This window comes from Heliomarina sp. (genome assembly GCF_052826185.1).
In genome coordinates this window covers 1-25,516 of sequence record NZ_JBRBUI010000011.1, presented here as the reverse complement: position 1 = coordinate 25,516, position 25,516 = coordinate 1, and the positions used below count along the sequence as shown (strand labels likewise).

At 56.8% G+C, this 25,516-nt stretch carries 17 protein-coding genes, 2 tRNA genes and 1 pseudogene; 7 read left to right on the top strand and 13 right to left on the bottom strand.

All coding sequences use genetic code 11. The features are described 5' to 3' along the window. Nucleotides 1-2: 2 nt before the first annotated feature. The 4 genes from prfB to ACU0FH_RS01745 all read right to left on the bottom strand — a co-directional run bounded on the left by prfB (nucleotide 3) and on the right by ACU0FH_RS01745 (nucleotide 6,342). Complete coding sequence (gene prfB / locus ACU0FH_RS01760; RefSeq protein WP_446193086.1) at nucleotides 3-1,124, bottom strand: peptide chain release factor 2; 1,122 nt, start codon at nucleotides 1,122-1,124, stop codon at nucleotides 3-5. 94 nt (nucleotides 1,125-1,218) lie between these two features. Further along, nucleotides 1,219-3,771 (bottom strand): penicillin-binding protein 1A, encoded by a 2,553-nt coding sequence (locus ACU0FH_RS01755; protein ID WP_446193085.1) that lies wholly within the window; start codon nucleotides 3,769-3,771, stop codon nucleotides 1,219-1,221. 127 nt (nucleotides 3,772-3,898) lie between these two features. Continuing rightward, on the bottom strand, nucleotides 3,899-5,116 hold the full coding sequence (locus ACU0FH_RS01750; RefSeq protein WP_446193084.1) for an N-acetylmuramoyl-L-alanine amidase: 1,218 nt from the start codon (nucleotides 5,114-5,116) through the stop codon (nucleotides 3,899-3,901). A 77-nt stretch (nucleotides 5,117-5,193) separates the two neighbouring features. Beyond that, the gene (locus tag ACU0FH_RS01745) at nucleotides 5,194-6,342 is read right to left on the bottom strand and encodes a pyridoxal phosphate-dependent aminotransferase (RefSeq protein WP_446193083.1); all 1,149 of its coding nucleotides are present in this window, start codon (nucleotides 6,340-6,342) and stop codon (nucleotides 5,194-5,196) included. Between the two features lie 375 nt (nucleotides 6,343-6,717). On the opposite strand from ACU0FH_RS01745, the gene ACU0FH_RS01740 reads away from it, so the two are divergent. Next, nucleotides 6,718-7,476: a DsbA family protein gene (locus ACU0FH_RS01740; protein ID WP_446193082.1), complete on the top strand. Its 759-nt coding sequence runs from the start codon at nucleotides 6,718-6,720 to the stop codon at nucleotides 7,474-7,476. Here ACU0FH_RS01740 and ACU0FH_RS01735 read toward each other — a convergent pair whose 3' ends face one another. The 5 genes from ACU0FH_RS01735 to hemA form a co-directional block, all read right to left on the bottom strand. After that, nucleotides 7,477-8,148 (bottom strand): RES family NAD+ phosphorylase, encoded by a 672-nt coding sequence (locus ACU0FH_RS01735; RefSeq protein WP_446193081.1) that lies wholly within the window; start codon nucleotides 8,146-8,148, stop codon nucleotides 7,477-7,479. 4 nt (nucleotides 8,149-8,152) lie between these two features. Beyond that, nucleotides 8,153-8,668, bottom strand: coding sequence for an MbcA/ParS/Xre antitoxin family protein (locus ACU0FH_RS01730; protein ID WP_446193080.1), 516 nt, complete (start codon nucleotides 8,666-8,668; stop codon nucleotides 8,153-8,155). 57 nt (nucleotides 8,669-8,725) lie between these two features. Further along, a complete protein-coding gene (gene ispG, locus ACU0FH_RS01725; RefSeq protein ID WP_446193079.1) occupies nucleotides 8,726-9,847 on the bottom strand; it encodes a flavodoxin-dependent (E)-4-hydroxy-3-methylbut-2-enyl-diphosphate synthase in 1,122 nt (373 codons plus the stop codon). Between the two features lie 110 nt (nucleotides 9,848-9,957). Further along, nucleotides 9,958-11,208, bottom strand: a complete 1,251-nt coding sequence (locus ACU0FH_RS01720) for a helix-turn-helix domain-containing protein (RefSeq protein ID WP_446193078.1) — start codon at nucleotides 11,206-11,208, stop codon at nucleotides 9,958-9,960. A 127-nt stretch (nucleotides 11,209-11,335) separates the two neighbouring features. After that, the gene (gene hemA, locus ACU0FH_RS01715) at nucleotides 11,336-12,559 is read right to left on the bottom strand and encodes a 5-aminolevulinate synthase (RefSeq protein WP_238371158.1); all 1,224 of its coding nucleotides are present in this window, start codon (nucleotides 12,557-12,559) and stop codon (nucleotides 11,336-11,338) included. 507 nt (nucleotides 12,560-13,066) lie between these two features. On the opposite strand from hemA, the gene ACU0FH_RS01710 reads away from it, so the two are divergent. Continuing rightward, entirely contained in the window at nucleotides 13,067-14,446 is a 1,380-nt protein-coding gene (locus tag ACU0FH_RS01710; protein WP_446193077.1) for a M20/M25/M40 family metallo-hydrolase, read from the top strand. 139 nt (nucleotides 14,447-14,585) lie between these two features. Here ACU0FH_RS01710 and ACU0FH_RS01705 read toward each other — a convergent pair whose 3' ends face one another. Then, nucleotides 14,586-15,458: a glycosyltransferase family 2 protein gene (locus ACU0FH_RS01705; RefSeq protein ID WP_446193076.1), complete on the bottom strand. Its 873-nt coding sequence runs from the start codon at nucleotides 15,456-15,458 to the stop codon at nucleotides 14,586-14,588. 103 nt (nucleotides 15,459-15,561) lie between these two features. Between ACU0FH_RS01705 and ACU0FH_RS01700 the strand changes: the two genes are divergently transcribed. Then, nucleotides 15,562-16,302, top strand: coding sequence for a hypothetical protein (locus ACU0FH_RS01700; protein WP_446193075.1), 741 nt, complete (start codon nucleotides 15,562-15,564; stop codon nucleotides 16,300-16,302). 32 nt (nucleotides 16,303-16,334) lie between these two features. Here ACU0FH_RS01700 and ACU0FH_RS01695 read toward each other — a convergent pair. Then, nucleotides 16,335-16,411, bottom strand: a tRNA-Asp gene (locus tag ACU0FH_RS01695). 155 nt (nucleotides 16,412-16,566) lie between these two features. Then, nucleotides 16,567-16,643, bottom strand: a tRNA-Asp gene (locus ACU0FH_RS01690). 193 nt (nucleotides 16,644-16,836) lie between these two features. Between ACU0FH_RS01690 and ACU0FH_RS01685 the strand changes: the two genes are divergently transcribed. The 4 genes from ACU0FH_RS01685 (at nucleotide 16,837) to ACU0FH_RS01670 (ending at nucleotide 25,187) form a co-directional block, all read left to right on the top strand. Further along, a complete protein-coding gene (locus ACU0FH_RS01685) occupies nucleotides 16,837-18,084 on the top strand; it encodes a metallophosphoesterase family protein (protein WP_446193074.1) in 1,248 nt (415 codons plus the stop codon). Then, nucleotides 18,085-21,522: an AAA family ATPase gene (locus ACU0FH_RS01680; RefSeq protein ID WP_446193073.1), complete on the top strand. Its 3,438-nt coding sequence runs from the start codon at nucleotides 18,085-18,087 to the stop codon at nucleotides 21,520-21,522. Nucleotides 21,523-21,834: 312 nt separating this feature from the next. After that, the gene (locus ACU0FH_RS01675; RefSeq protein WP_446193072.1) at nucleotides 21,835-23,667 is read left to right on the top strand and encodes a PAS domain-containing sensor histidine kinase; all 1,833 of its coding nucleotides are present in this window, start codon (nucleotides 21,835-21,837) and stop codon (nucleotides 23,665-23,667) included. Nucleotides 23,668-23,948: 281 nt separating this feature from the next. After that, the gene (locus tag ACU0FH_RS01670; protein ID WP_446193071.1) at nucleotides 23,949-25,187 is read left to right on the top strand and encodes a GAF domain-containing sensor histidine kinase; all 1,239 of its coding nucleotides are present in this window, start codon (nucleotides 23,949-23,951) and stop codon (nucleotides 25,185-25,187) included. Between the two features lie 137 nt (nucleotides 25,188-25,324). Here the strand turns inward: ACU0FH_RS01670 and ACU0FH_RS01665 are convergent. Next, a pseudogene (locus ACU0FH_RS01665) lies at nucleotides 25,325-25,516 on the bottom strand (integrase core domain-containing protein); the annotation flags it as partial.

Sequence of the window (25,516 nt, the reverse complement as noted above, 5' to 3'; positions counted from 1 at the left end):
GTTTAGCCCTGTGCTTCGGCCCGGCTTTTGCCTGAAACGTCGAGTGCGAGGGTCGCGGCCATGAAACCGTCAAGGTCGCCATCGAGCACGCCCTTGGTATCCGAGGTTTCGTGGTTGGTCCGCAGGTCCTTGACCATCTGGTAGGGCTGAAGGACGTAAGACCGGATCTGGTTGCCCCAGCCCGCATCGCCCTTGGCTTCGTGCGCTTCGTTGATCGCGGCGTTGCGACGATCAAGCTCCATCTGGTAAAGCCTTGATTTCAGGGCTTTCATGGCGATGTCGCGGTTCTGGTGCTGAGACTTTTCAGAGCTGGTCACCACGATGCCCGTCGGCGCATGGGTGATCCGGACCGCCGAATCCGTCGTGTTCACGTGCTGACCGCCTGCGCCCGAAGACCGGTAGGTATCGATACGGATATCGGCCGGGTTCACTTCGATCTCAATATTATCGTCGACCACCGGATATACCCAGACAGAGCTGAAAGAGGTGTGCCGCTTGGCCGCCGAGTCAAAGGGGGAAATGCGCACCAGCCGGTGCACACCGGATTCCGACTTGAGCCAGCCATAGGCGTTCGGCCCGGAAATCTTGTAGGTGGCGGATTTGATCCCCGCCTCTTCGCCTGCGCTTTCAGCCTGAAGTTCGACCTTGTAGCCCTTTTTCTCGGCCCACCGGACATACATCCGCGCCAGCATCGATGCCCAGTCGCAGGACTCGGTTCCGCCCGCGCCCGAGTTGATTTCAAGGAAAGTGTCGTTGCCGTCGGCCTCGCCGTCGAGCAGCGCTTCGAGTTCCTTTTCGGCTGCCTTTTTCGACAGGGTTTTCAGCGCCTCTTCGGCGTCCGCGACGACCTCGGCATCGTCTTCCATTTCGCCAAGCTCGATAAGTTCGAGATTGTCGGCCAGATCCTGCTTGATGCTTTGATAGGTATCCATCGCATCGACCAGCATCTGCCGATCCCGCATCAGCTTCTGCGCAGCTTCGGGATCGTTCCAGAGGTTCGGGTCCTCGACGCGGGCGTTGAATTCCTCAAGCCGGTGCGGCGCGGTTTCCACGTCCATCCGCTGGGCCAGCAGGTCCAGTGATTTTTCGATCTCGGCCACGGTGTTCTGGGTCTCGGCGCGCATGAATATCCTGCCATCGGGGTTGGTGTTCGGGGGTGATACAGCAGGCCCGTGGACCGGGCAAGGGCAGCCGGTCAACTAGCTGCCCTGCATCCTTTTAATAAAGCCCGCCCGAGCTGACGGTGCCGAAATCGGCCTTTGGCCCCACGACCGCGGTTTCCCCGGTAGATGTGGTAACCTGTCGTCCGGTCTGCCCGACTTCTTCAAACATCGGCAGGTTCGATCCCATCGCAAAGCCACCGTCGAAGGCGAGACCAAAGGTCGGCTCCCACCCGTCGCGGAAGTACTCGGCGACGACATAGGGTCCGCTTGCATCATCTGGCAGACGCATCCCCGTGTACCGGTCGATCTTGATGAAATGACCACCGGGCGGCACGTCGAACGGGCCACCGCCGAACTTTTTCACCGCTTCGGTCATGAATTCCTGAAATACCGGGCCGCACATGGAAGACCCATAGGCACTGCGGCCCAAGGGGCGCGGCCGGTCATAACCGATATAGCAGCCAGCCACGATGTTGCTGGAAAAACCGATAAACCAGACATCTCGCGCGTCGTTAGTCGTACCGGTCTTGCCCGCAATCGGCACCGGAAGGTTCACTGCGCCCGACGCGGTGCCACGATCGACCACACCTTTCATCATCGACGTCAGCTGATAGGCGGTGACCGCATCCATCACCCGGTTGCGGTTGCTGACGATGCGCGGGGCCTGCCCGGTCATCAAGTTGGTGGAGTCGCAATCGACGCAGTCGCGTTTGTCATGACGATAAATGGTCTTGCCATAGCGGTCCTGAACCCGGTCGACGAGCGTTGGTTCGACGCGTTCGCCGCCGTTGGCAAACATCGCATAGGCCGCGACCATCTTGTAAAGCGTGGTTTCCTCGGACCCGAGCGAGTTGGCGAGGAAGGTGCCCATGTGATCGTATACGCCGAACCGTTCCGCGTAGCCGGCCACGACCTCCATCCCGATTTCTTGCGCCAAACGGATGGTCATCAGGTTCCGGGATTGTTCGATCCCCGTGCGGAGCGGCGTCGGCCCGTAATACTTGTTGGATGAGTTGCGCGGACGCCAGAGTCCCTGGGGCGTGTTGATTTCGATCGGGGCGTCGACCACGATGGTTGCGGGGCTGTAGCCACTGTCGAGCGCGGCGGCATACACGAAGGGTTTGAAAGACGACCCCGGCTGGCGTTGCGCCTGCGTGGCGCGGTTGAACACCGAGTCCTGATAGGAGAATCCGCCCTGCATCGCGATAACCCGGCCGGTGTTCACGTCCATCGCCATGAAACCGCCCTGCACGTCCGAAACCTGTCGGAGTGTCCAGCGGATGAACGAGCCATCGCCGTCGTCAGTCATCGCGCGGACCAGAACAACGTCGCCAACCGAAAGGATATCGCCAGCGGTGCTGGCCTTTTTCGCCAGAGTACCGTCCGTGTTGCGCTTACGCGCCCATTGTACATCCTTGGCGGTGATCCAGTGGCCGTCTTCGTCTTCTTCGACACCTTCAATGCCGATGCGGGCGTCGCTGTCGCCGACACGCAGAACGACCGCCGGGTGCCAGACACCATCGAGTTCCACGTCGCGCGGAACGGAGGCATTCGACAGCGCCTCGCGCCAGGATGCCTCATCGCCCAGCTGATCCTCGTCAATCTTGTCATAGGTGCCGTGCCAGATGCCCCTGCCCCGGTCGTATTTCTCAAGCTGGCGTTGAAGCGCGGCCTCGGCCACGACCTGCATTTCTTCGTCGATCGTCGCGCGGACCGTAAAGCCGCCGGTAAAGAATTCGCCCTCGCCGAAGTCCTCGCTCAGTTGGCGCCGGATTTCATCGGTAAAGTAGCTGCGCGGCGGCAAGGCAGTGCGGAAACCTTCGAAATCGCCGTTCTGGACCGAACGTACAGGCTGGGCCACTTCCTCTTCGAAGACCGCATCGGTTATATAGCCGTTCTCGCGCATTTCCCGCAGAACGTAGTCGCGGCGCTGTTGAAGCCGTTCCTTGTTGCGCACCGGATGAAAATCCGACGGTGCCTTGGGGAGTGATGCGAGGAATGCCGCCTCATGCGGTTCGAGCTGCCCAAGCGTCTTGTTGAAATAGGTCTGGGCTGCGGCAGCAACACCATAGGAGTTCTGCCCGAGGAAGATCTCGTTCAGGTAAAGTTCGAGGATCTTGTCCTTGTCGAGCGTTTCTTCGATCCGCGTTGCAAGGATGATCTCCTTGATCTTGCGCTCGGCCCGACGGTCGCCGGAGAGCAGGAAGTTCTTCATTACCTGCTGCGTGATCGTCGAAGCACCACGCACGTTATCGCCGCGCGACCGGACCGCTTCGATCGCAGCCGCAGCGATGCCGCGTAAATCATAGCCGTGGTGGTTGTAGAAATTCTTGTCTTCGGCAGAGATGAAGGCTTCTTTCACCAGTTCTGGTATTTCATCCGAAGGCACGAATAGACGCCGTTCCCGGGCGAATTCGTCGATCATCTTGCCTTCGCCCGAATAGATCCGGCTGATCGTCGGGGGCTTGTACTGGGCAAGGGATTCATGGCTGGGCAGGTCACGGCCGTACATCCAGAATACGCCGCCAACGCTGAGCGCGACCATCGCGATGCCTAGCGTCAGCGCGGTAAAGATCGCGCCGAAAAAGGATAAAATGAACCTGATCACGTGCCTGTCCTAACTCGTCAATTGGGCCCTATATAAGCCTCTGCCCCAACAGGGTCAAAACACGATGCGGTTTGCCAGCGGCCAATTCACGCCCATCGGGCGTACAATCCGGTCCCGCTCCTGCGTATTACTGACGCACCAGCGGGCGCACCGCCTCGTCCGCCTCGCGCCAGCGGATAAGGCCGTTTCGAATGCCCCGCGCCATTTTCTGCCGCCATTCCCGATTCTGCAGATTCTCGAGATCACGCGCCGAAGAGATAAAACCGATCTCGATTAGAACCGACGGGATATCAGCCGCCTTGAGGACAGAGAACGCGGCCGAGCGCAAGGGGCGGCTGTTCATCGGCGCGCCGGTTTCGGCAATCCCGTCGACGAGCGACCAGGCCAGCGTCCGGGTACGCGGCGAGGTTTCCTGACGGGCAAGGTCAAGCAGCACATCCGTCACCACGTCATCCGCCGAACTGAGATCGACGCCGGACAGCAATTCATCCCTGTCGTGACGCTCTGCCAGTTTGGCGCTCGCCGCATCCGAGGCTTCGCGGGAAAGGAAGTGCACCGTTGCCCCGTGGGCCCGCCCCTCGGCAAGGGAATCGGCATGAAGCGAAACGAAAACATCCGCCCGGGTCTGATGCGCGATGGCCACCCGACGTTCGAGTGAAACAAATCGGTCATCCTCTCGCGTCAGAACGACCTCGAATCCGCCAGCGCGCAGAAGTTCCTCGCGCAGCTCGCGCGCGAAGGTCAGCATGAGGTTCTTTTCATCAAGCGTTTCAGTTTCCGCGCCCGGATCGATGCCACCATGACCGGGATCGAGCACCACCAGCATCGGCGCATCCGGTCCGCGCCGCGCGGCTGGAGCGACATCTTCCGGCGGCGGAAGATCCCAGCCCGCCGTTTTTGGGGCGCCGGTCTGGGCGGTAAAAGCCTCTTCGGTAGTCGGAATAAGATCCACGTTCAGGTGAGCCGCCTGGCTTTCGCTGTCGACGGTCATGGCAACCCGGGAAACCTTCATCGGCTGCGCCAGTTCAGCCACAAGCCGCGACCATCCCGGCACGTAACCGCCGAACTGAACCTGTTTGATATGTTCGCCAGTCAGAAGTTCATCCGATCGCACCCCGCTCCAGTCGATCTCTTGGAAATCCAGCACAAGGCGCGGCGGGCCGTCGAGGGTAAAGACGCGATATGGGACTCCAAGATTCAGAAATAGGTCGATGCGCGCACCGTCGCCCTCGTCGGCGATACGGCTGCGTTTCGTGTCGACGCGGGTCAACGCGTTGAAAGATTGTGCAGTCAAGGGGCCGGCAAATAAAAGTACGACCACCAGCGCTGCGATTAATCTGCTCATTCCGCCAATTCCATTGCGGGGCCTGTATCCGGCCCTTTTCCGTCACCCTAGCCCAAACGCATCGCGTTTGGAATGTCTCAGCCGCGTTGACGCTGGGCCATGAAACGCTTCAGGCGCGCGAGCCCCTCGCGGATATCCTCGGTGCTGCGGGCATAGGAAAAACGTAAAGTTGTCGCACCGCGCATTGGGTCGAAATCGAGCCCCGGCGTGACCGCCACCCCTGCCTGATTGAGAATCTCTGCCGCGAAGGCACGGCTGTCATTCGTATGAGCGCTAACGTCCGCATAGACATAAAACGCTCCGTCAGGCGGTGCGATGTCCGTAAATCCCGCTGCGGGCAGACCTTCGAGCATGAGGCGGCGATTCTCGGCGTAGACCGAGAGGTTCGCCTGCAGCTCCTCCTCGCACTCCATCGCGGCGAGCGCCGCGATCTGGCTGGCGTGAGGCGCGCAGATGAACATATTCTGCGCCAGTCTTTCCAGCACGCGCACGTGATCCTCGGGTACGACCATCCAGCCGACACGCCAGCCGGTCATGGAGAAATACTTGGAGAAGGAATTGATTACATAGGCATCATCGCTGATCTCCAGCGCGGTGACGGCTTTCGCTTCGTATTCGATGCCGTGATAGATTTCGTCAGAGATAAAATGCGCCCCCTGCGCCGCCGTCGCGTCGATCAAGGTGGAAAGGGCCGAACGGTCGAGCATCGTCCCGCTCGGGTTGGCCGGAGAGGCGACCATAAGCCCCTTGAGGTTCAGTTCCGCGAGATCCTCGGCCACTGGTTGAAGACGGTTTTCTGCGGAGGTCGGAAAATCGACCGGCTCAAGATCGAGCGCGCGCAGGATCTGCCGATAGGACGGGTAGCCGGGCGCGCCAATACCTACCCGGTCGCCGGTATCGAACAGGGCGGTGAAGGCGAGGATGAATCCCCCCGACGAACCGGGCGTGATCACCACTCTCTCGGGGTTGAGGTCGACATCGTACCAGTCGCCATACAGCCGCGCGATCCGATGGCGCAAGGCAGGCAGACCAAGCGCCACTGTGTATCCCAGCGAGCTTTCGCGAAGCGCATTCGACAAGGCATCCATCGCACCTGAAGGCGCACCGGTCCCCGGTTGTCCGACCTCCATGTGGATGATGCTTTTCCCCGCATCCTCCGCACGGCGGGCGGCATCCATCACATCCATCACGATAAAGGGATCAACTTGCGAGCGTTTGCTAACCATCTGTCTTCCTGAAGAGTCTGCGTCGCCCCGGACCGACGGTTCGGGGAGATCCCTCTGTCATAAGTTGCCGCAACCGGTTGAACAAATCGAAAATAACAATCCGTCCGGTCAGGCTGAGTGACACGAAAAACCCTTTAAAATTCTCAATTTCCGCCTCTGAAAAGCTGATTTTGAACGCGAATACTGCTGAATAACAACCATTCAGGAACGCAGCTCGGCAGTCGGGACCAATCACAAATCGGGGAAAAGATGGCGGTCGGGTTGAGTTTCTCCCCCACGTCTTTCATGGTGCCTCATCGGCGCTTGCCCTGATCGTTCGGCTGATCCGATCTGTGCAGACCAGCCGCCATTAGGCAGAAACGAAAAGGTAACCCCATGATCCGCAAAGCTGCAAAGGCCTTGCTCGCAACCACAAGCGCTCTTGTCCTGAGCGTACAGGCCGCTTTTGCCTTTGACCCGGCAAACATGACTGAACAGGAACGGACGGCTTTCGACGCCGCGGTACGGTCCTACCTGTTGGAAAACCCCGAGGTCATCGTCGAGGCGATCAATCTCATGGAACAGCGCAATGCCGAACAGCAAGCGGCTGCAGATGACGAACTGGTCGCGGCCTATTCAGACGAGCTGTTCAATGACAGTCACTCCTGGGTCACCGGCAATCTCGATGGCGATATCGTTCTTGTCGAATTCATGGATTATCGCTGCGGATATTGCCGCCGCGCTGTGCCCGAAGTTAACGCGTTGCTTGAGGATGACGGCAATATCAAGCTGATCATCAAGGAGTTTCCGATCCTCGGCGAGGCTTCCGTGATCTCTTCGCGCTTTGCGATTGCAACGCTACAGGTTGCGGGCGACGACGCCTATGGGCTGGTTCACGACGCGCTTCTCGAGCTCAACGGCGAGATCAACGGCGTGACCCTGCGCCGCCTTGGCGAGGAGCTTGGCCTTGATGTGGATGCCATCATGGATCACATGGACAGCGACGAGGTAACGTCGGTCATCGTCACCAACCGCCAGCTGGCGCAGGCACTCAAAATCAACGGGACCCCAACATTCATCCTCGTCGATGAAATGCTGCGCGGCTATCTTCCTGCCGACCAGATGGCAGAGATCATCGCCGAAAAACGCAGCTGATCAATCGCTTAGCTGCTCGACGAAAATCTTTCCGCTAATACCGACGCGGGCCCGCCAATGGCTGGCTTGCGTTACCTTTTCAACCTGCCTCGGCCGATAGCAGACGAAGTTCCAGCCACCCGGATCTCTCTGGCTGTCGTAGCTGATGCCACTGCCACCGCTGGCCCGGACTTGTTCACCAAAGACCTGACCAGCTGTATAGCTGTTCGGATCGTGCAGATCGGGAGCGGCCCCACGGATGTCAATGAAAGTACCGTCGAGACTGGCTGAGTAAGCCCGGTATTCTTCCGTTTTCTCATCCAGCCCCGATAGGGCAACTTCCTGCCGCAAGCCGTTCAGCACCTCGATCAAGGCAGTTTCCACATGCGCCGCCGCATACCACGCCCCAAGATCAGACCCCGCAAAACGAGTTCCGGACGGGCTGCCATGCAGAAAAGCCGCCATCACGACGCTCGCGTTTGGGCGCCCATAGACCCACTCGGAAGGATCCAAACGACGCAGCCTGTGAGAGACGATCCGGTCGTTGGTCCATCCTTCCAGCTCCATGACCGATTCAAGGTCTCCTGCTTGCGTCACGGTGTCGAATGCGTTGATCGGCGGAAATCGGCTGGGGATTACGCGATAGGTGAGGTCCGGCGCGGAAACTTCTGGAAAGTCGATGTTTTCGGCCAACGGATTAACCAAAGACGACGGTATCACGGGTCACAGTTTCGATGACTTCGCCTGCTACCGGCATACTCGCGCTTCCGCCGCGCCATGCATCAAGGTAGCGGCGCACCAGCATGAGCCCGTCCTGTGTGCCTGACGTCATCAGGTCGACCGGCGCCTGCCCCGAAAAAGGTAGCCCACGATGAGGGCTACTGAGCCAAACGAGCGCCTGATCCTGTTTCTGAAACAGAATGCTCAGGGCCTTGTGAATTCCCAGCACGGCTGAAATCCGCAGCAGCATGTCGAGGCTCAGCGAAATATCGTCTCCATCCTGCGCCTTGCGAACCCAGTTGTAATAGGCAGATCGTGACGGATGGCCCAGAACAGCAAGCCGATCTTTTTCGTTCAGTTTCCATTGATCGGCGATCGCAAGAAAGCTGCGCAGTCCCGGACCGCTCAGCCGTTTTCGGTGAGCCGGTCCCATATCCTGCGGCGAAAGTACATCGACGGGATGATCGTGTTTCTTGATCGCGGGTTCGGCCATATCAAAGACTCCATGTCTGCAAATAAACATAGCGTCCAAATGTGGACATTTCAAGTGTTACTCGGCAGTCTCGGCCATCGCGTCAAGCTCGGCGGCTTTCTTTTCCACCTGTTCGACGATGTGATCGATCATTGCATCGTTGCCCATCTTGTGGCTTTGCTTGCCCGCCAGATAGACCATGCCCGACCCCGCACCACCGCCGGTAAAACCGACATCCGTCATCAATGCCTCGCCTGGTCCGTTGACGACGCAACCGATGATCGAAAGGCTCATCGGCGTCTTGATATGCTCAAGCCGTTTCTCAAGCGCCTCGACGGTCTTGATAACGTCGAACCCCTGTCTCGCGCAGGACGGGCACGAGATGATGTTCACTCCGCGATGGCGAAGACCGAGCGATTTCAAGATTTCGAAACCGACCTTGACCTCTTCGACCGGATCAGCGGAAAGGCTGACCCGAATGGTATCGCCAATGCCCATCCACAGCAGATTCCCCAAACCTATTGCAGATTTGATGGTGCCAGACATCAATCCACCGGCTTCGGTAATGCCCAAATGCAAAGGCGCGTCCGTCGCTTCGGCTAGCTGCTGGTAAGCGGCTGCCGACATGAAGACATCGGAGGCTTTGACGCTGATCTTGAATTCGTGGAAATCGTGATCTTGCAAGATCCGGATATGCTCGAGACCGGATTCGACCATCGCGTCCGGGCACGGCTCTCCGTATTTTTCGAGTAGATGTTTTTCGAGGCTGCCGGCATTCACACCGATGCGGATGGAACAGCCATGGTCCCGCGCGGCAGAGACGACTTCGGCCACGCGGGTCTTGTCACCAATGTTACCGGGGTTGATCCGCAGGCAGGCTGCGCCCGCCTCGGCCGCCTCGATCCCGCGTTTGTAATGGAAATGGATATCGGCCACGATCGGTACGGGGCTTTCCATCACGATTTCCTTGAGCGCCTTGGACGAGGCCTGATCCGGCACAGAGACCCGTACGATGTCAGCGCCAGCCTCGGCCGCGGCCTGAACCTGCGCAATTGTTGCCGCCACATCCGTGGTCAGGGTGTTCGTCATGGTCTGCACGGCAATCGGCGCATCGCCGCCAACTGGCACATTGCCAACCATGATTTGACGGGATTTGCGGCGGTAAATATCCCGCCATGGGCGGATACTGTTCAACGACATGGGATCTGGGCCTTTGCAATAGCGATGCGGCGCACCGTTCCAACTTGGCGTAGAGATAACTCTCTCAGCCTCTGGCTGCAACGGCAGCATGTTTCAGGCAGGTGGATTCGTCAGTCGCTTACCGGCGTCGCAGCCAGACCAAGCGCCTCGGCATAGCGGATCAAACCTTCGTCCCGCTGCATATCGGCAGGGAAATAGGTTTCCTGCAAACTAGCGATCGACAGCGGCAGGTTTGATGTGACAGCGCCCGCCTCACCAACCGGCCCGTAGAACTTCTCGCCCATCGCAAAGTAGATCGCGCCGCTTTCGCCGGTCCGAAGTGTCGGAGGTTCCTCTGTCAGAGGTGCTTCCCAGGTTTCGCCGGGCTGCATCGTCTTTTCGAAGATAACGGTGCCATCAGCCGATCTTACGCGCACCCAAGACGGGCGTACCGCGACGACCTGCAAGGCCGGCGCAACAGGTTCAACCACTTGCGGGACATTCTCAGTCACGTTCCGAGCTTGCTGCGGCTCAAGGCTCGCGATGATCATGTCGACGTTTTCCGAAAGATCGACAACCTCAGGCAGGCTGGGCTGGTTTAGCATCCCCACGTTGCGCGGATCGAGCGTAGAGATCGGACCGTCGCGCGCCACAAGCACCGGAACATCCAGCGCCTGCGGGCGATACAGCCGGTCAAACGCGTCAGCGTCGGGCACGTTGATGGCTGTAGAATCGGTTTCACTTTCCGAAAGCGCCGGGCGCGTTGCTTCGGCAAGCGGATCGAGATCGGCCAGAACGACAGGCGCCTGTTCAACGGGAGCGAACTGAACCTGCTGGACTTCTTTCAGAACCGCCCATCCACCATAACCGATGCCGCCGATCAGCGCCAGCAACACCAAAGTCGAGCCTATGGCGCGCGGTTCAATCTGGCTGAAGAAGGAATCGGCACCGGGAACAAAGGGCGTATTCGGCGCGGTGAAAGGATCACGCGGGGCCGCAACGGGCTTGATCCCTTCTTCCTTGCCGCTCTTTTTGACGACAGAAGCCTCGGCGGACATGCCATGCGCAACCGCGAACCCGCTTTCCTGACAGAAGTTCTGGAATGCTTCGTCCGGGTTCATTCCCAGATAGCGCGCGTAGGATCGCACGTAACCGGCAATAAAACCGGGCGTGTCAAATGCAGAAGGGTCGGAATTTTCAATGGCAGCTATATAGGATGCCTTGATGCGCAATTCGCGCTGCACATCCAGAAGGCTCTTGCCCATCGTTGCGCGTTCACCGCGCATCGTGTCACCAAGACGCAACTCAAAGTCGTCAAACCCTTTGGGCTTGACGACACTCAGGTCATCTTCTGATTTGCGCTGTACTTTGCGCCCAATCATGCCTGCCGCCCCATCTGCTCTTAATGCCCTAGTCGCAGCGTTTTGGAATCGTCCCATCGATTCGTCTACGCTTTTTGTTGCTAAGACTTTAACACACGGCCTTTAGCTTGGATACAAAAGGCGGCAATTATCCGGCAAGATCGGCGCGATTAAGCGCACAATGAGACCAAAGCGCATCCATTGCGCGCACAAGGCGATCCATTTCCTTGGGTCCGTGCACCGGCGACGGCGTGAAACGAAGCCGCTCTGTGCCGCGCGGAACAGTCGGGAAATTGATCGGCTGCACATAGATACCGTGGTCCTGCAACAGCATGTCGCTCAGTATCTTGGTGTGGACCGGATTACCGACCATAACGGGTACGATATGCGAACCGTGGTCGATAATCGGAAGGCCCATTGCCTTGAGACGCGTCTTGAGGATGCGCGCCTGTGTCTGATGCTGTTCACGGATCTCGGGCGTCTTCTTGAGATAGGCGACCGAGGCTGCCGCGCCGGCTGCAACCGCCGGCGGAAGCGAAGTGGTAAAGATGAATCCTGGCGCATAAGACCTTATGGCATCACACATTTTTGCGCTTGCTGCGATATAGCCGCCCATCACGCCATAGGCTTTGGCAAGGGTTCCGTTGATGATATCGAGGCGATGCATCAGGCGATCACGCTCGGCCACGCCACCACCGCGCGGGCCGTACATGCCGACCGCGTGAACCTCATCGATATAGGTAAGCGCGCCGAATTCATCGGCGAGATCGCAGATCGCCTCGATCGGGCCAAAGTCGCCATCCATCGAATAAATGGATTCGAACGCGATGAGTTTCGGGGCATCCGGATCGTCGGCTTCGAGCAGTTCGCGCAGGTGATCCAGATCGTTATGCCGGAAGATGCGCTTGGCACCGCCATTGCGGCGCACGCCTTCGATCATTGACGCGTGATTTAACGCGTCGGAATAAATGATCAGGCCGGGGAAAAGTTTGGGGAGTGTCGAAAGTGTCGCATCATTCGCGATATAGGCAGAGGTAAATAGCAGCGCCGATTCCTTGCCGTGCAAATCGGCCAGTTCCGCCTCTAGTCGCTTGTGATAAACCGTCGTACCTGAAATGTTCCGCGTTCCGCCCGAACCGGCGCCAGTTGCTTCAAGCGCCTCGTGCATTGCAGCCAGAACGACCGGGTTCTGCCCCATGCCAAGGTAATCGTTGCCGCACCATACCGTGATATCGCTTTCACCGCCATCGGGGCGCGTCCATACCGCATGCGGGAAATTGCCGTTACGGCGTTCGATGTCGATGAATGTCCGATAGCGACCTTCATCATGCAAACGCTGGATCGCGTCATCTAGTTTAGCGGTGTAATCCAACCGGCTGCTCCTTCACTTCTGGCTGATCCCGTCGGCAGTATTCAGATCATCGCCACGCATTCGCATCGCGGTGTACTTAGAGGACCTATGCTTCTCGATCAACCAAATACGCCCGGGCAGCATGTCGCAGCCTTGATATGGATCAACTGATTTCGCCATGCCGGACCCATTTCGCCAAGTATTGAATTCCAGACTGTGCCAAGTCTTTCGAATAAGGCATTCTGCTCCTTGTTAGCGAGTAGTGTATTTCACGATCAAGTTCTTAGTAGGTAACATTATATTAGTTAAATTCGTTAGGAACATTGCTTCTTAAGTACCGATTGCAGTTGCTGCACGCTGTTTCGTGCTGCGGAGAACCATCGTTGTCGCCACGCTGCCCTCCTCCCCTCGGCACGCCTGGACTGCGGTGGTTCTCTTTCTCGCGCCCGAACTGCAAAGCCGGGGCTCTGGACACCGGATTTGCGACTGGTAGGTTGGCGCCAGAAACTGATGAAAAGGCTGCGTCTCATGTCTCTTGACGATGTTCTCTCCCGTATCGATGCCGATCTACCCGCCGCGACCGACCGATTGCTGGAACTGCTGCGAATTCCTTCGATTTCAACCGATCCCGCGTTCAAGGCAGACTGTGACCGGGCGGCAGACTGGCTGGTCGCGGATCTCAACAGCCTCGGGATCGCAACGGAAAAACGCCAGACGCCCGGGCATCCGATGGTTGTCGGACATCTGGACGGTGAAGGTCCTCACCTGTTGTTCTACGGACATTACGACGTGCAGCCCGTCGATCCGCTGGAACTCTGGGATCGTGATCCTTTCGATCCCGAAGTGCAGGAAACCCCCAAGGGCAAGGTCATCCGGGCGCGGGGTGCTGCAGATGACAAGGGTCAGCTCATGACCTTTATCGAGGCCTGCCGTGCGTGGAAAGAAATCAACGGCTCCCTGCCTTGCAAGCTGACGTTCTTTCTCGAAGGCGAGGAAGAGTCCGGCTCACCGTCGCTTGTGCCTTTCATGAAAGAGAACGCAGATGAGTTGAAATCGGACATTGCGCTGATCTGTGACACCGGTCTTTTTGAGAGCCGGGTACCGGCCATCACCACGATGCTGCGCGGCCTTCTGGGTGAAGAGCTGACGATCACCGGACCCTCACGCGACCTGCATTCCGGCATGTACGGCGGTGTTTCGATGAATCCCATCCGCGTATTGTCGCGCATCATCGCATCCCTGCATGACGACACCGGCCGGATCACTGTGCCCGGCTTCTATGATGGCGTACCGGAACTTCCGGAAGAGATGCGCCAGCAGTGGCAGGGGCTCGCGTTCGATCACCAGTCTTTCCTTGGCGATGTTGGCCTTTCCGAGCCGGCGGGCGAACAGGACAGGACACCGCTGGAAATGATCTGGGCTCGTCCGACCTGCGAAGTGAACGGAATTTGGGGCGGCTATACCGGTGCCGGGTTCAAGACCGTGCTGCCATCGGAAGCCCATGCCAAGATCAGCTTCCGACTTGTCGGCACGCAGGACCCGCTTAAGATCCGCGAAAGTTTTCGCAAGATGGTGCAGGATATGCTGCCGCCCGATTGCTCGGTCGAGTTCAAGGCGCATGGCGCGTCTCAGGCAGGAGCGTTTGACACGTCGGATCCGGTATTCGAGCAGGCCCGTCAGGCGCTCTCCGACGAATGGCCCGATGAGGCCGCATTGATCGGCTGCGGCGGGTCGATTCCGATTGCGGGACATTTCGACCGCATTCTTGGCACAACGCCGATGTTGATCGGGTTTGGCAAGGACGACGACCAGATTCATTCGCCCAATGAGAAATACGACATGGAGAGCTTCCACAAGGGCATCAGAAGCTGGGCGCGTGTGCTCGCGGCATTGACCAAGTCGAACTGAAAACAGGTGGTGCGGTCAGCCTGAATGCTGGCCGCATCGTTTTTTCCTAGCTGCCATATCGTAGACGACGACGACAGTTTGCAAAGCGCTCAGGCCTTCATTCTTCTTCATGCCTGTATAATTACCAAACTGAGCCGTCCTAGACCAATCCGATAAACCGATCCGGCAGAATATAGCGCTGCTTTGGTTCCGTTCGGTAAAATTCGTAATAGCCGGTATCCCCTCTCGGTTTCCATGTCTCGCGCATGGATTGCCGATAGGGCGACATATCGAACTCTTCCTGCAAGGGCAGTTCGGCAAAGCTTTCAAACAGGGCGCGATCTTCGCCGCGGGCCTGCGGGAACCAATGACGCCCGATTGAGGCTTCTTTGATCGAGGCACCCGTTTCTACCGTAACCGCGTTGCGGCGATCCGTGGCTTCGGAATAGGTGTCGATGTCACAGAACTTAAGATGCAACAGGTAGAGGTGTTCGGGCAGATGTAGCTTGGGATACTGCGTGAAATGCCCACCGCGAGCGATCTTTGTACCGGTCGAGACAACGCAGGGTTTAGAATAATGGGGCGCGGGCCGGACTTGCCTTCTAGGGCCTATTACATGATCTTTGATCGGTTCAGCTTCGGTTTCGATGTTATGGACAACTTCGAGCCCGATAGGTGTCAGCACCCGATTGGCTGGCACATTGCGCAGGAACTGAGGCAGGCTTAAGCCCGAAGCCGGATCAAGCACCACCAGTTCGTCTACATCCCCGACGATTACGTGATCGTAATAGCAGCGCAGTCCCATGACAAAATTGTTGAGCATGCGCCAGCGCTTCATATCGAAGTTCTTGTGAGCGTCACCAGGTATGCCGATGATGTTGCACCCCTCGGCCAGTGAGGCCACTTCTTCGCCCCGGCCATGATTGATGACGTAACAGTTTTCACGCCCAAACAGGGTGCCATAGTGGCGCAGCCACGCGCTCAGAAAGAACGCATCGTCACGCACCATCGTAAGCGCCGCCGCTGTCTGCATGTCTTGCCCTGTCCTTGCCGAGTTATGTCTTACTCTTATCGAAGTTAAAGTTATAAGAGAATCCAGGATTTAAACGCAGGCACTGCAGGAAAAGGAAAGTCAGTTGCTTCCTTCTGAATTTACCCGGACCGGCATCCATGTGGAACGCTCAGGCGTCGTTCCATCACGCTTTCAGGTTCTGGGCGAAAGGTCCTCGGGCACAAATTTCGTCAAAAGGTTGCTGGGGCGGAATACGTCGCTTACGCCAAGCGAGGAACTGGGATGGAAACACGGGTTTCCCTCGGCATTGGCGATCCCTCTGGAACTGGCACTCATCTGCGTGGTCCGAAGCGCCGACGATTGGGCAAGATCGATGCATGCCAAGCCCTGGCACGCCACCCCTGCCCTGCAAGCGCTCGGGTTTTCGGATTTTATCCGCAGCCCGTGGCAAACGGTGATTGATCGGGCCAAATACTTTAAAGACAGCGAGAATATCGTCGGCCAGCCGCTTCAGGCGGATCGACATCCGCTTACCGGCGGTGTGTTCGAGAACCTATTCGCCCTGCGACAGGCAAAGCTTCAGGCGTTGATGAGTTACCTCTGCAGGGATTGCACCTGCGTTTTTCTTCGCATGGAAGAGGTTCAGGAAAATCCGCAAGCCGCTCTGAAGCAAATCGTAGAACGGCTGGCTCTCCCCACCAGCGATGCTGCGTTCCGGCCGGTTAACAAACGACTCGGGTCGAAGTTCAAACCAGCCGTGGATGATCGACCAAAGACCCCCGACACATTTTCCGAGGGTGACCGTGCGTTTCTGCTGAATGCCATCGATCCCGATCAGGAAGCCGCACTTGGCTATTGCTACTGATCAAAAGTCAAATGAATGACTGAGGGGAAAAGTGGCGCGGTTGACGGGGCTCGAACCCGCGACCCCCGGCGTGACAGGCCGGTACTCTAACCAACTGAGCTACAACCGCGCGTGAGGTCGGGGGATAGGGTAAGCGGCAGAGACCGTCAAGCGACTTTTGTCGAGTTTGTGACAGGTTTTTCTGCGCTGATTTCAGATCGCCGGAAAACGGCAGAACGCACCGTGCCAGAGGCAAACGTAGTTAAAAAAAGTTATGGGAGAAAGTGGCGCGGTTGACGGGGCTCGAACCCGCGACCCCCGGCGTGACAGGCCGGTACTCTAACCAACTGAGCTACAACCGCGCGTGGGGTGGGAATTAGGATAAGCGCCGGGAAGGGTCAAGCGGCTTTTATGCAAAAAAGAGACCGCAGGCCAGAAATCCGCCAGGTCCGGCAGATGGTATCGTCTCCCGCCGCAGGCATGGCTTCGTCCAAAGGGTTGACGTTTCAAGGATGCTGCGACCAGATTGGTCTCTCAACTTGTCCGGAGAGCGGCGTGGCGTTCAAATTCATTCATACCGCCGACATCCACCTGGACTCGCCTCTCAAAAGCCTCGCTATGAGGGACAAGGGTCTGGCAGAGCTTGTGGGCAATGCAACGCGGACGGTCCTGAGTCGCCTGATCGATCTTTGCATAGCCGAACAGGTCCACGCCCTGCTGATCGCAGGCGATCTTTACGATGGCGCGCAGACATCCATGAAGACCGCCCGCTTTCTTGCACAGGAACTGGAACGGCTGTCGGCGGCAGAAATCCCTGTGTTCATGATCCGGGGCAACCACGACTCTCTGTCAAAAATCACCCGCGAACTGGTTTTGCCGAAAAGCGTGCATGTATTTGGCGACAAGGCCTCTGTTCATGAAATACCCTTGAATGGCCATGAAGTGGCTATTCACGGGATCTCTTTCCGCCAGCCACATGCACCCGACAGCCTACTGGACCAGTTTCACACTCCACTGCCCGGCGCATTCAACATCGGCATGCTTCATACCAGCCTAGGGGGAGTCGTCGGCCACGATTCCTATGCGCCCTGCAGTCAGATCGACTTACAGAAAACCGGATTCGATTATTGGGCGCTTGGCCATATCCATAAGCGCTCTGTTCATGCGGGGCGCCCGACGATCACGATGCCAGGCATCCCGCAAGGTAGAGACATTGGCGAATCTGGCGCCAAATCGGTCACGCACGTGTCTGTGAGTGACGACGGTACGGTTGATACCACCGAGCGCAATATCTCGGTCGCGCAATTCGAGCTTATCGAGATAGATTGCACCGGCCTCTCCGAGTGGGACGAGTTTGTGACCCATATCTGCGACCACGTCGCCGAGACGCGGCGCCATTTCGATGGGGAGCACCTGATACTCAGGCTCAGGCTTACGGGGGCATCACCGATGGCCTGGCGCACCTTGCGCGATGAGGACCTGATACTGGCCCAAACGCAGAATGTGGCGGCGAGTATAGGTACGCTCTGGATCGACAAGATAGAAATACACCTTACCGATGCCCCGAATGACACGGCCCATGGCCCGATTGCCGAAATCTCGGACCTGATAAACGAAATCGACTTCAGGCCTGACGAAAAGCGGATTCACGAAGAGGTCAAACGGTTGATGTCTAAACTGCCACCGGAATTGCGGGGCATCTTCGGCGAGAGTGAGACACAGGTAGACAGCTTTCTGCAGAAAGAAATGCAACTTGGAGCGCGCGAAATACTGACCCGCCTGGACGGATCCGAAGAGCTCTGAATGCGCCTGAACCGCCTTGACCTGACACGCTATGGCAAGTTCACCGAAACTGCCCTGTCTTTTCCGAAACCCGCCCCCGGCGCGCCAGATATTCATATCATCTACGGCCCGAACGAAGCGGGAAAGTCCAGTTTTCTTTCTGCGTGGCTCGACTTCCTGTTTCAGATTCCTACCCGCAGCCCGATGAATTTCCTGCACAGCTACGGGGCCATGCAGATCGGCGCGGAGGTCGAGGTTGATAGTGTCGGTCACGACCTCACCCGCATCAAGAAACGGGACAATTCCTTGCTTGACCAGCAAGGGAGTTCGGTCGCGGAATCCGTTCTACAAAACGGGCTGCGGGGTCTGGACAGGGCCGCCTACAGCGCGATGTTTTCTCTCAACGGCGAGACGCTGGCGGCCGGTGGCGAGAGCATACTGCGGTCCGAAGGCGATCTTGGCCAACTGCTGTTCTCGGCAAGCGCCGGGTTGAACGACCTCGATACCAAGTTGGCGCAGTTGCGTACTGAGAGCGAAGCATACCTATCAGATTCGGGGCGTAAGGGACGGTTGCTGGAGCTCAATGCCGAACGCGACCAGATAGCTGCCCGGATACGCGAGCTGGACGTGCTGGCCAATGACTACAGGCGTATGCGCGACGAACGTGACACGTCCCAAAAGTCATGGGAAGCCGTCGAGAAAGCCGTTCTGGAAACGCGTACACAGCTGAACGAGCAGCAAAGAATGCTGGGCGCCCTGCCCCTGCGCAATCGGGTTTTGTCGTTAAAGGCCCAAATATCTGCCTTCGGCGCGTTGCCTCATCCACCCGAAGAATGGATGAGCAATCTCGCCGAACTTGATCGCGAACAGACCGAATCTGCCTTGTGCTTGTCGCAGGCAAAGCAGGAGCTCTCGAAGCTGCGAGAGGAGCTGGGGAATACGGAACCGGATCACGGGGTTTTGCAGCTTGCGCAGGCCATTGCAGATACGGAAAGGCTGAAAGCCTCCCATGACACCGCAGCCGAAGACCTGCCGAAACGAAGAAACGAACGCGATATCGAATCCGGTGTAATCCTTGATTGCCTCGCGCGGCTCGATCGCAAAGGTACTGATCCCAAAGAATTGCGGCTTACCTCAAGAACCGTTGGGCAGCTGACAGACCTCATCGAAACCCGATCCGGCATTCAGACGGCCCTTTCAAACGCGCGCCGGGAGCTCGAAGACGCGAATGCCGACTTGAAACGGCTTCGCGGGAAGTTGCCTGCTGACTCCGGTAAAGCGATCGACCCACCGATATTGTCCGCCTTGATAGCAAGACTTCGCCGCGAAGACTTAAGTGGCAAGCTTGCGGGCGCTGTGGAAATACACTCCGAAGCCGAGCGGGACATGAAAGCGGCGCTTGCAGCGCTCGACATCGGGGCGACAGGGCCGGAAGACATCACCGATATTCGTGCACCAGAGCACGCTTGGCTCGAAAACACGCAAAACGGGTTGCGTGAAGCGGAACGTCAATTCGAGCAGCTGACCAATGAACAATACAAGCTTGCAAACGAAATCGCTCGCTATGAAGCGCGCCAGACTGCCGACGATGCCTCAACCATTGTGACGCTGGTCCAAGCAGCTGAAATACGGCAGGAGCGCGAACGGCTTTGGTCAGAGCACCGGGCCAAACTTGACGGTTCGAGCGCTGATGCATTCGAAAAAGCCCTACGGCTTGACGATCAGGCATCGGCTGCATTGACCGATCAGCACGCCAGACTGGCTGCAGAGGCAGAAGCTGCGCGGGCCATATCTGACCTACGAGCTGACCTAGTCGCGAAAGATCTGGAACTCTCCCGCATCAAAACCACGCAAGATCTGCATAAGCAGGAACTCCGCGAAATCATTTCGTTGGTTTCACCACAGTTTAACCAAGCGATGTCGATCGAAGAATTCATCGAATGGCTTAATCGGCTGACATTCGCAAAGTCCAAGGCGGAGGAATTCGAGAAAGCAAGCCACACGGTGGCGATTATTCAGAAACAGACAGACGATGCCAGACAAGAGCTTGTCGACGCGATTCTTGCCAGCGGCGGCCGTGCGACTTTGAAAACCAGCTATGATATGCTGCTGGATAAGTCCCAGTCGATCAATGATCGCGCAAGTCAGATGCAGTCCCTTCGAGAGCGGCTTGAGGAAGCACAACAGCAGGCGGAAAGACGAGAACGGGCGCTAGAGCAAGCTCAGCAAGAAGAGGAAAATTGGCAAAACGCATGGAAATCTGCCTGCCAAGATAGCTGGCTGGCCGGAACGGAACCAGACCCGGCCGGAATGCGCGCCATTCTCGACACGCTTCAAAAACTTGGTACAACAGCCGAAACGCGTGCGCGGCTGGACAATCGCATCCATCAGATGGAACAAAACCAGATCCGTTTCTCGGAGGCGGTGCGTTCGCTGTCTTCCTCTCTTTCTCTTCCCAATGATGGTGATCCAGTCGCACAGTGGAGAAACATTAACCAACGATACGCGCAGGCTTTGAAACTGGAAGACAAGCGAACTGAATTGAGCGGACGCATCGAAACAGCAGAAGAACACCTGCGAAAGGTAGAAAGCGAAGCGGCCGTTAGCCAGCAGAGACTGACCGAAATCATAAAATTCTTTGCAGCTTCCGACTGGACTATGGCCCGCGAGGCAATAAACAAAGCACGCGAACGACATGCGCTTATGGGTAAACATAATGAAGCGGTCGCCGATCTTTGCGAAAGGCTCAACACGACAGACGCAGAGGCCGCTGTCACCCGGCTCGAAGAGTTGGACCCTTCGGTGCTGGAGGCACAGATTGCCGCTCTGGAAACCGAGTTGAAGGAAAAAGAAACGGATGTGCAAGAAGCCTATGCCCGGATGAGCCATGCTCGCGACGCACTTCGGGCTGTTGATGCCGATGGCACCGTCGCACAGCTTGAAGAGGAACGCGCGACGCTATTGCTTGAAATCGCGGACGGCGCGCAGCACCATCTGCGGCGCAAACTGGGACTTATTGCTGTAGAGGAAGCCCTGCGCCGTTACCGTGATACGCATCGCAGCGGCATGCTGAATCGCGCGTCTCAGGCTTTTTCCAGACTTACCGGTGGCACCTATCGAGAACTGGCAGTTCAGCCGGATGGCGCGCGCGACCTTCTGGTGGCGCTGGCTCAGGATGGCGGATCAAAAAGGGCCGAAGACATGTCCGACGGGACAAGAGCCCAGCTATACCTGTCGCTCAGAATTGCCGGATATGATGAGTTTACAGAGGCTTATGGCCCTGTGCCGTTTGTAGCCGATGACATCATGGAAAGTTTTGATGATGATCGAGCGGAACAAGCCTTTGGACTTCTTTCGGAAATCGGCCAGATTGGGCAAGTCATTTACCTGACTCATCATGCACATGTTCTCGACCTCGCAAAATCAGCCTGCGAAACCACATTAATTCAGACCCTTTGAATTCCGTAGCCCTCACAATTTGAGAAGACAAAAATTGCGCGAGCCTTACCCCGCGCCAAAAAGTAATTTATAAACAACAACTTACAAGGCCGCCTTTAAAAAACTGCGCGTATAACTCAGAAACAAATCAGGTGAAAATCTACCTCACCCGACGTCAAGGATTTCTATGACACATTGCCTTCGCGATAATGAATCCGCAGGATCTCCACGGGAAAAACAACTGTAGATCCTGCAACACAGCCATACTTCCAAATGTCAGACAACCGAACTGACGCTTTATCATGATCCTGTTGTTAAATATGTTACCGTAGAATGTTCCGAGCAATTGTAGATAGTGCTGTCGCGAGTATCCTGGTCATTGATGGCTCGGGCACTGTTCAGTTCTGCAACAAGGCTGGCCTGAAGCTCTTCCACCGTGAGAATGCGGCGATCGAAGGCGGCTGCATCACCGATTTCCTGCCAAATTCTGAAGTGATTGATGGAGAGCTTATCGTCCACGGCATCCGCCAGGCATTCGGCTTCGAACTCATTACACTCACAACGCCAAACGGAGAGAGGCGCGACTTCAATGTCCGGCATGACCTCGATCTGAATGAGGAGAATGACAAGCTCAACATCCTTCGCATGACCGATGTCACCGAAGCGGTGGCGACACAAAAAGCTCTGTCCGCGCAAAAGGAACGCTGGGATCTCGCCCTTAAAGGCAGCCAGATCGGCATCTTCGAATCCGATCTGCGCACTAACGAGGGTTCGGCGACAAATACTTGGTTCCACCTTTTTGGTGTCGAAGACCCGGCTGATCTGGACTCGGACAAGTTTTGGCACGAACGCGTCCATCCGGACGACCTGCAGGGCGTTCTGGATAGCGATGCGAGCTGTATCTACGGCGACAAGGAGCGCTCCGATACCAAGTACAGGGTGCTGCACGAGGATGGCCAGTGGCACTGGATGCACTCGGTTCTGTTGGTCGCGGAAAGGGATGCTTCGGGCAAAGCCATCAGGCTGCTTGGAACGATGACCGATATCACCGAACTTCGGCAGGCAATGGAGCTTGCAAAGGAACGGGAAAATCAACTCAGACGCTTGATCGCCAGCGCCCCGGTTCCGATGGCCGTTCTTTCGACGGAAGGACGGTTCCAGATCACCAATGAGGCCTGTCAGACTTTCCTTGGTTACTCAGCCGATGACCTGATGGAAAGCTCGCTTTGGTCGTTGGGGGATCGTCGGATGCTCGCCGATCTGCAAGACGAGATCAAACCGCTGCTGGACGGTTCGATAGATGTCTACGCGGGAGAGAAAACCTTCCAGCGGCCCGACGGTGCCGAGATAGAATTCGCGATCAGGTTCTCCAAGCTTGATGGTGAAAGCGGCAGTTACCGCAGCCTGATCGTGCAGTTCATTGACATTACTGAACAGAATCGGGTGGCGCGACTTAAGGACAACTTCATCGCCACGGTCAGCCACGAATTGCGAACGCCGCTGGCCTCGATCAGCGGCGCGCTTGGACTTATGCAGGCGATGAGCGCAGAACGTCTCGACGAAAAGGCGCTGAACCTTCTGATGATCGCGTCTCGAAACGGGCAAAGGCTCAAGGAACTGGTGGATGATCTGCTCGATTTCCAGCACCTGAGTTCCGGTGCCCTGTCCCTGAAAATCGCACCAGTCAATATCATCGCGGTCGTGGATCAGGCCGTCGAAGAAATACAGCCATTCGCCCAAAAGCTGGATGTCGGATTAAGCTTCAAGCACGAAACGCAACAGCTGACTGGAAACCTCGATCCGGTTCGCTTCAAGCAGATCATCGTGAACCTGCTCTCGAACGCCATAAAATTCTCAACCACGGGTGAGAAAGTTGATGTGCAGGTCGCTCAGTCGCAAGGTATTTGCCGCGTTGACGTGACCAATAAAGGCATCGGGATCGCACCGGAATTTCGTGAGCATATATTTCGCCCGTTCTCGCAACAGGCCGACCCAGCGACCCGCGACCGGGAAGGGTCCGGTTTGGGACTGGCAATCAGTAAGGGCCTGATCGAACGGATGCGCGGGTCTATCGGATACGAATCCGTGCCGAACGGTCAGACGACTTTCTGGATCCAGCTCCCTCTTGAGGACATGCCTGATCCAATTGCCGAAAAGGCCCTCTGAAAGTTCGCGAGGCAATGCACATCCCGGGTTGGTGATAAAAACTCGAACTCCCGCCATCCTTGGCTTCATTGCCACCACTTCAGTGGCATGGCTTTGGTTTTCAAGTGTTACTCTCTCCCCATGTGTTGAGAACGTTAAACACAAGATCCACCCAGAAACAGGCAGTTTAGCAAACATTCACTGACCAACCTCTCCGCTAAAGATCGTTATCATGCTAACGACCCAAAAAAGTCAGATTTCTGATCTAGGAACGGTCGAAAATGGATTGAGAAGATTCGAAGATGAAGAGCTACCCCACACCTTTCAACGAAACTCTACGTCAGAATGCCGTAGAGAAACTTCGCTGGATCGAGCCAGGAAAGGATCCCGTTCTCGAAGAGGTTGTGGCGACTGTCACAAAAATTTTTGATGTACCAACCGCTTTGGTCAGTCTGGTTGACCAAGACAGGCAGTGGTTTCCTGCTCGGGCCCAATTTCCATCTGCCGAAACGTCCCGAGACTATTCGATATGCGCACATGCGATTCTTCAGCACACGCCTCTGATCTTACCTGATACATTGGCGGATCCTCGGTTTGCCGAACACCCTGTCGTAGTGAATTCACCCTACGTCCGTTTCTATGCAGGAGCACCGATTGTTCTCAGTTCTGGATTAAGGGTCGGCAGCCTGTGTGCCTTGGACTATGTTGCCAGAGCCCACCCAACACCGGAACAGGTGGAATTACTTACGCATCTTTCACGTATTGTCGCCTCTACTCTCGAGCGTCTTGCGTCCGAGCGGAACCAGCTCCCCGCTAACGCCAATCAAGATTCTATCCGAAGAGACCTTCTCGCACTCATCGGTCATGAACTGCGTACGCCGTTGACATCCGTATTGGGATTCAGCCGCCTTCTGGAGGCTCGACTGACTGGCTCTGAGAAAGAAATGGCCCGAGCATCGACGACTGCCGCCTTACATCTCTCCGAGATCATAGATCACCTCATCACTTACGCTGATCTGAGAACAGGGGAAGTCCTCCTTAGCGAAACCAATATAGAACCAAATGTACTCGTATCCGAGATTTTAACTGTTCTCGAACCCCTTTTCTCTGAAGTCGAAACAGACCTGAGCGTGAGCATCGACCCGGCACTCGAGTCGCTTAGCGTTGACCCCGCACATTTTAAGTCGGCCTTGACCTGCCTGCTCATGAATGCCGCAGTTCACGGAGGTAGCGACGCAGCACTTTCAATATATGTCACAGACTCTCAAGAGGTCGTTTTTGAGGTGACTGACAATGGAAATGGCTTCACAGCTTCCGCTGCAAAGTGTCTCCAACCTTTTCAGGTTGGAGCCGATATCGATACGCGCACTTCAGGCGGCATAGGTCTCGGTTTGCCTCTGGCCCAGCAGTTGGTAGAGCTTCATGGCGGAGAACTGAGTATAGTCTCGATGAAAGATGGCGTCCGAGCAGCAATAAAGTTGCCAAAGTCGCGCGCCACTTTCACCGAGCTGCCCCCGTTACAAGCCAGCGTTGCCAGCTAATTGCGATTGCCCCGCTGAATACGGCTTTTCTCCGCTTTGAAAAGGTGAACGCCACTCAGGCGCGTTAAGACATCCGCAATTGCCAGAGAGGCCAGGTTCTTCTGGCTTACTAAGTCTTAGAACCTTTGATTTCGACGCTAAAAGATCCTTCGCAGGTGACCTGCTCCCCTGAGTGTCCGCGTTCTTTGGTTCGCTCTGTTCAGGTTTTGGTCCTCTACTGACCGTTTGTGATACTCCCACGGAGTGAGCCCGTCGAGGCTCGTGTGGGGGCGGTGAAGGTTTTAGTCAACGCGCCAAGCCGAGATCAGCTCTCGGGCATGGCGCAGATT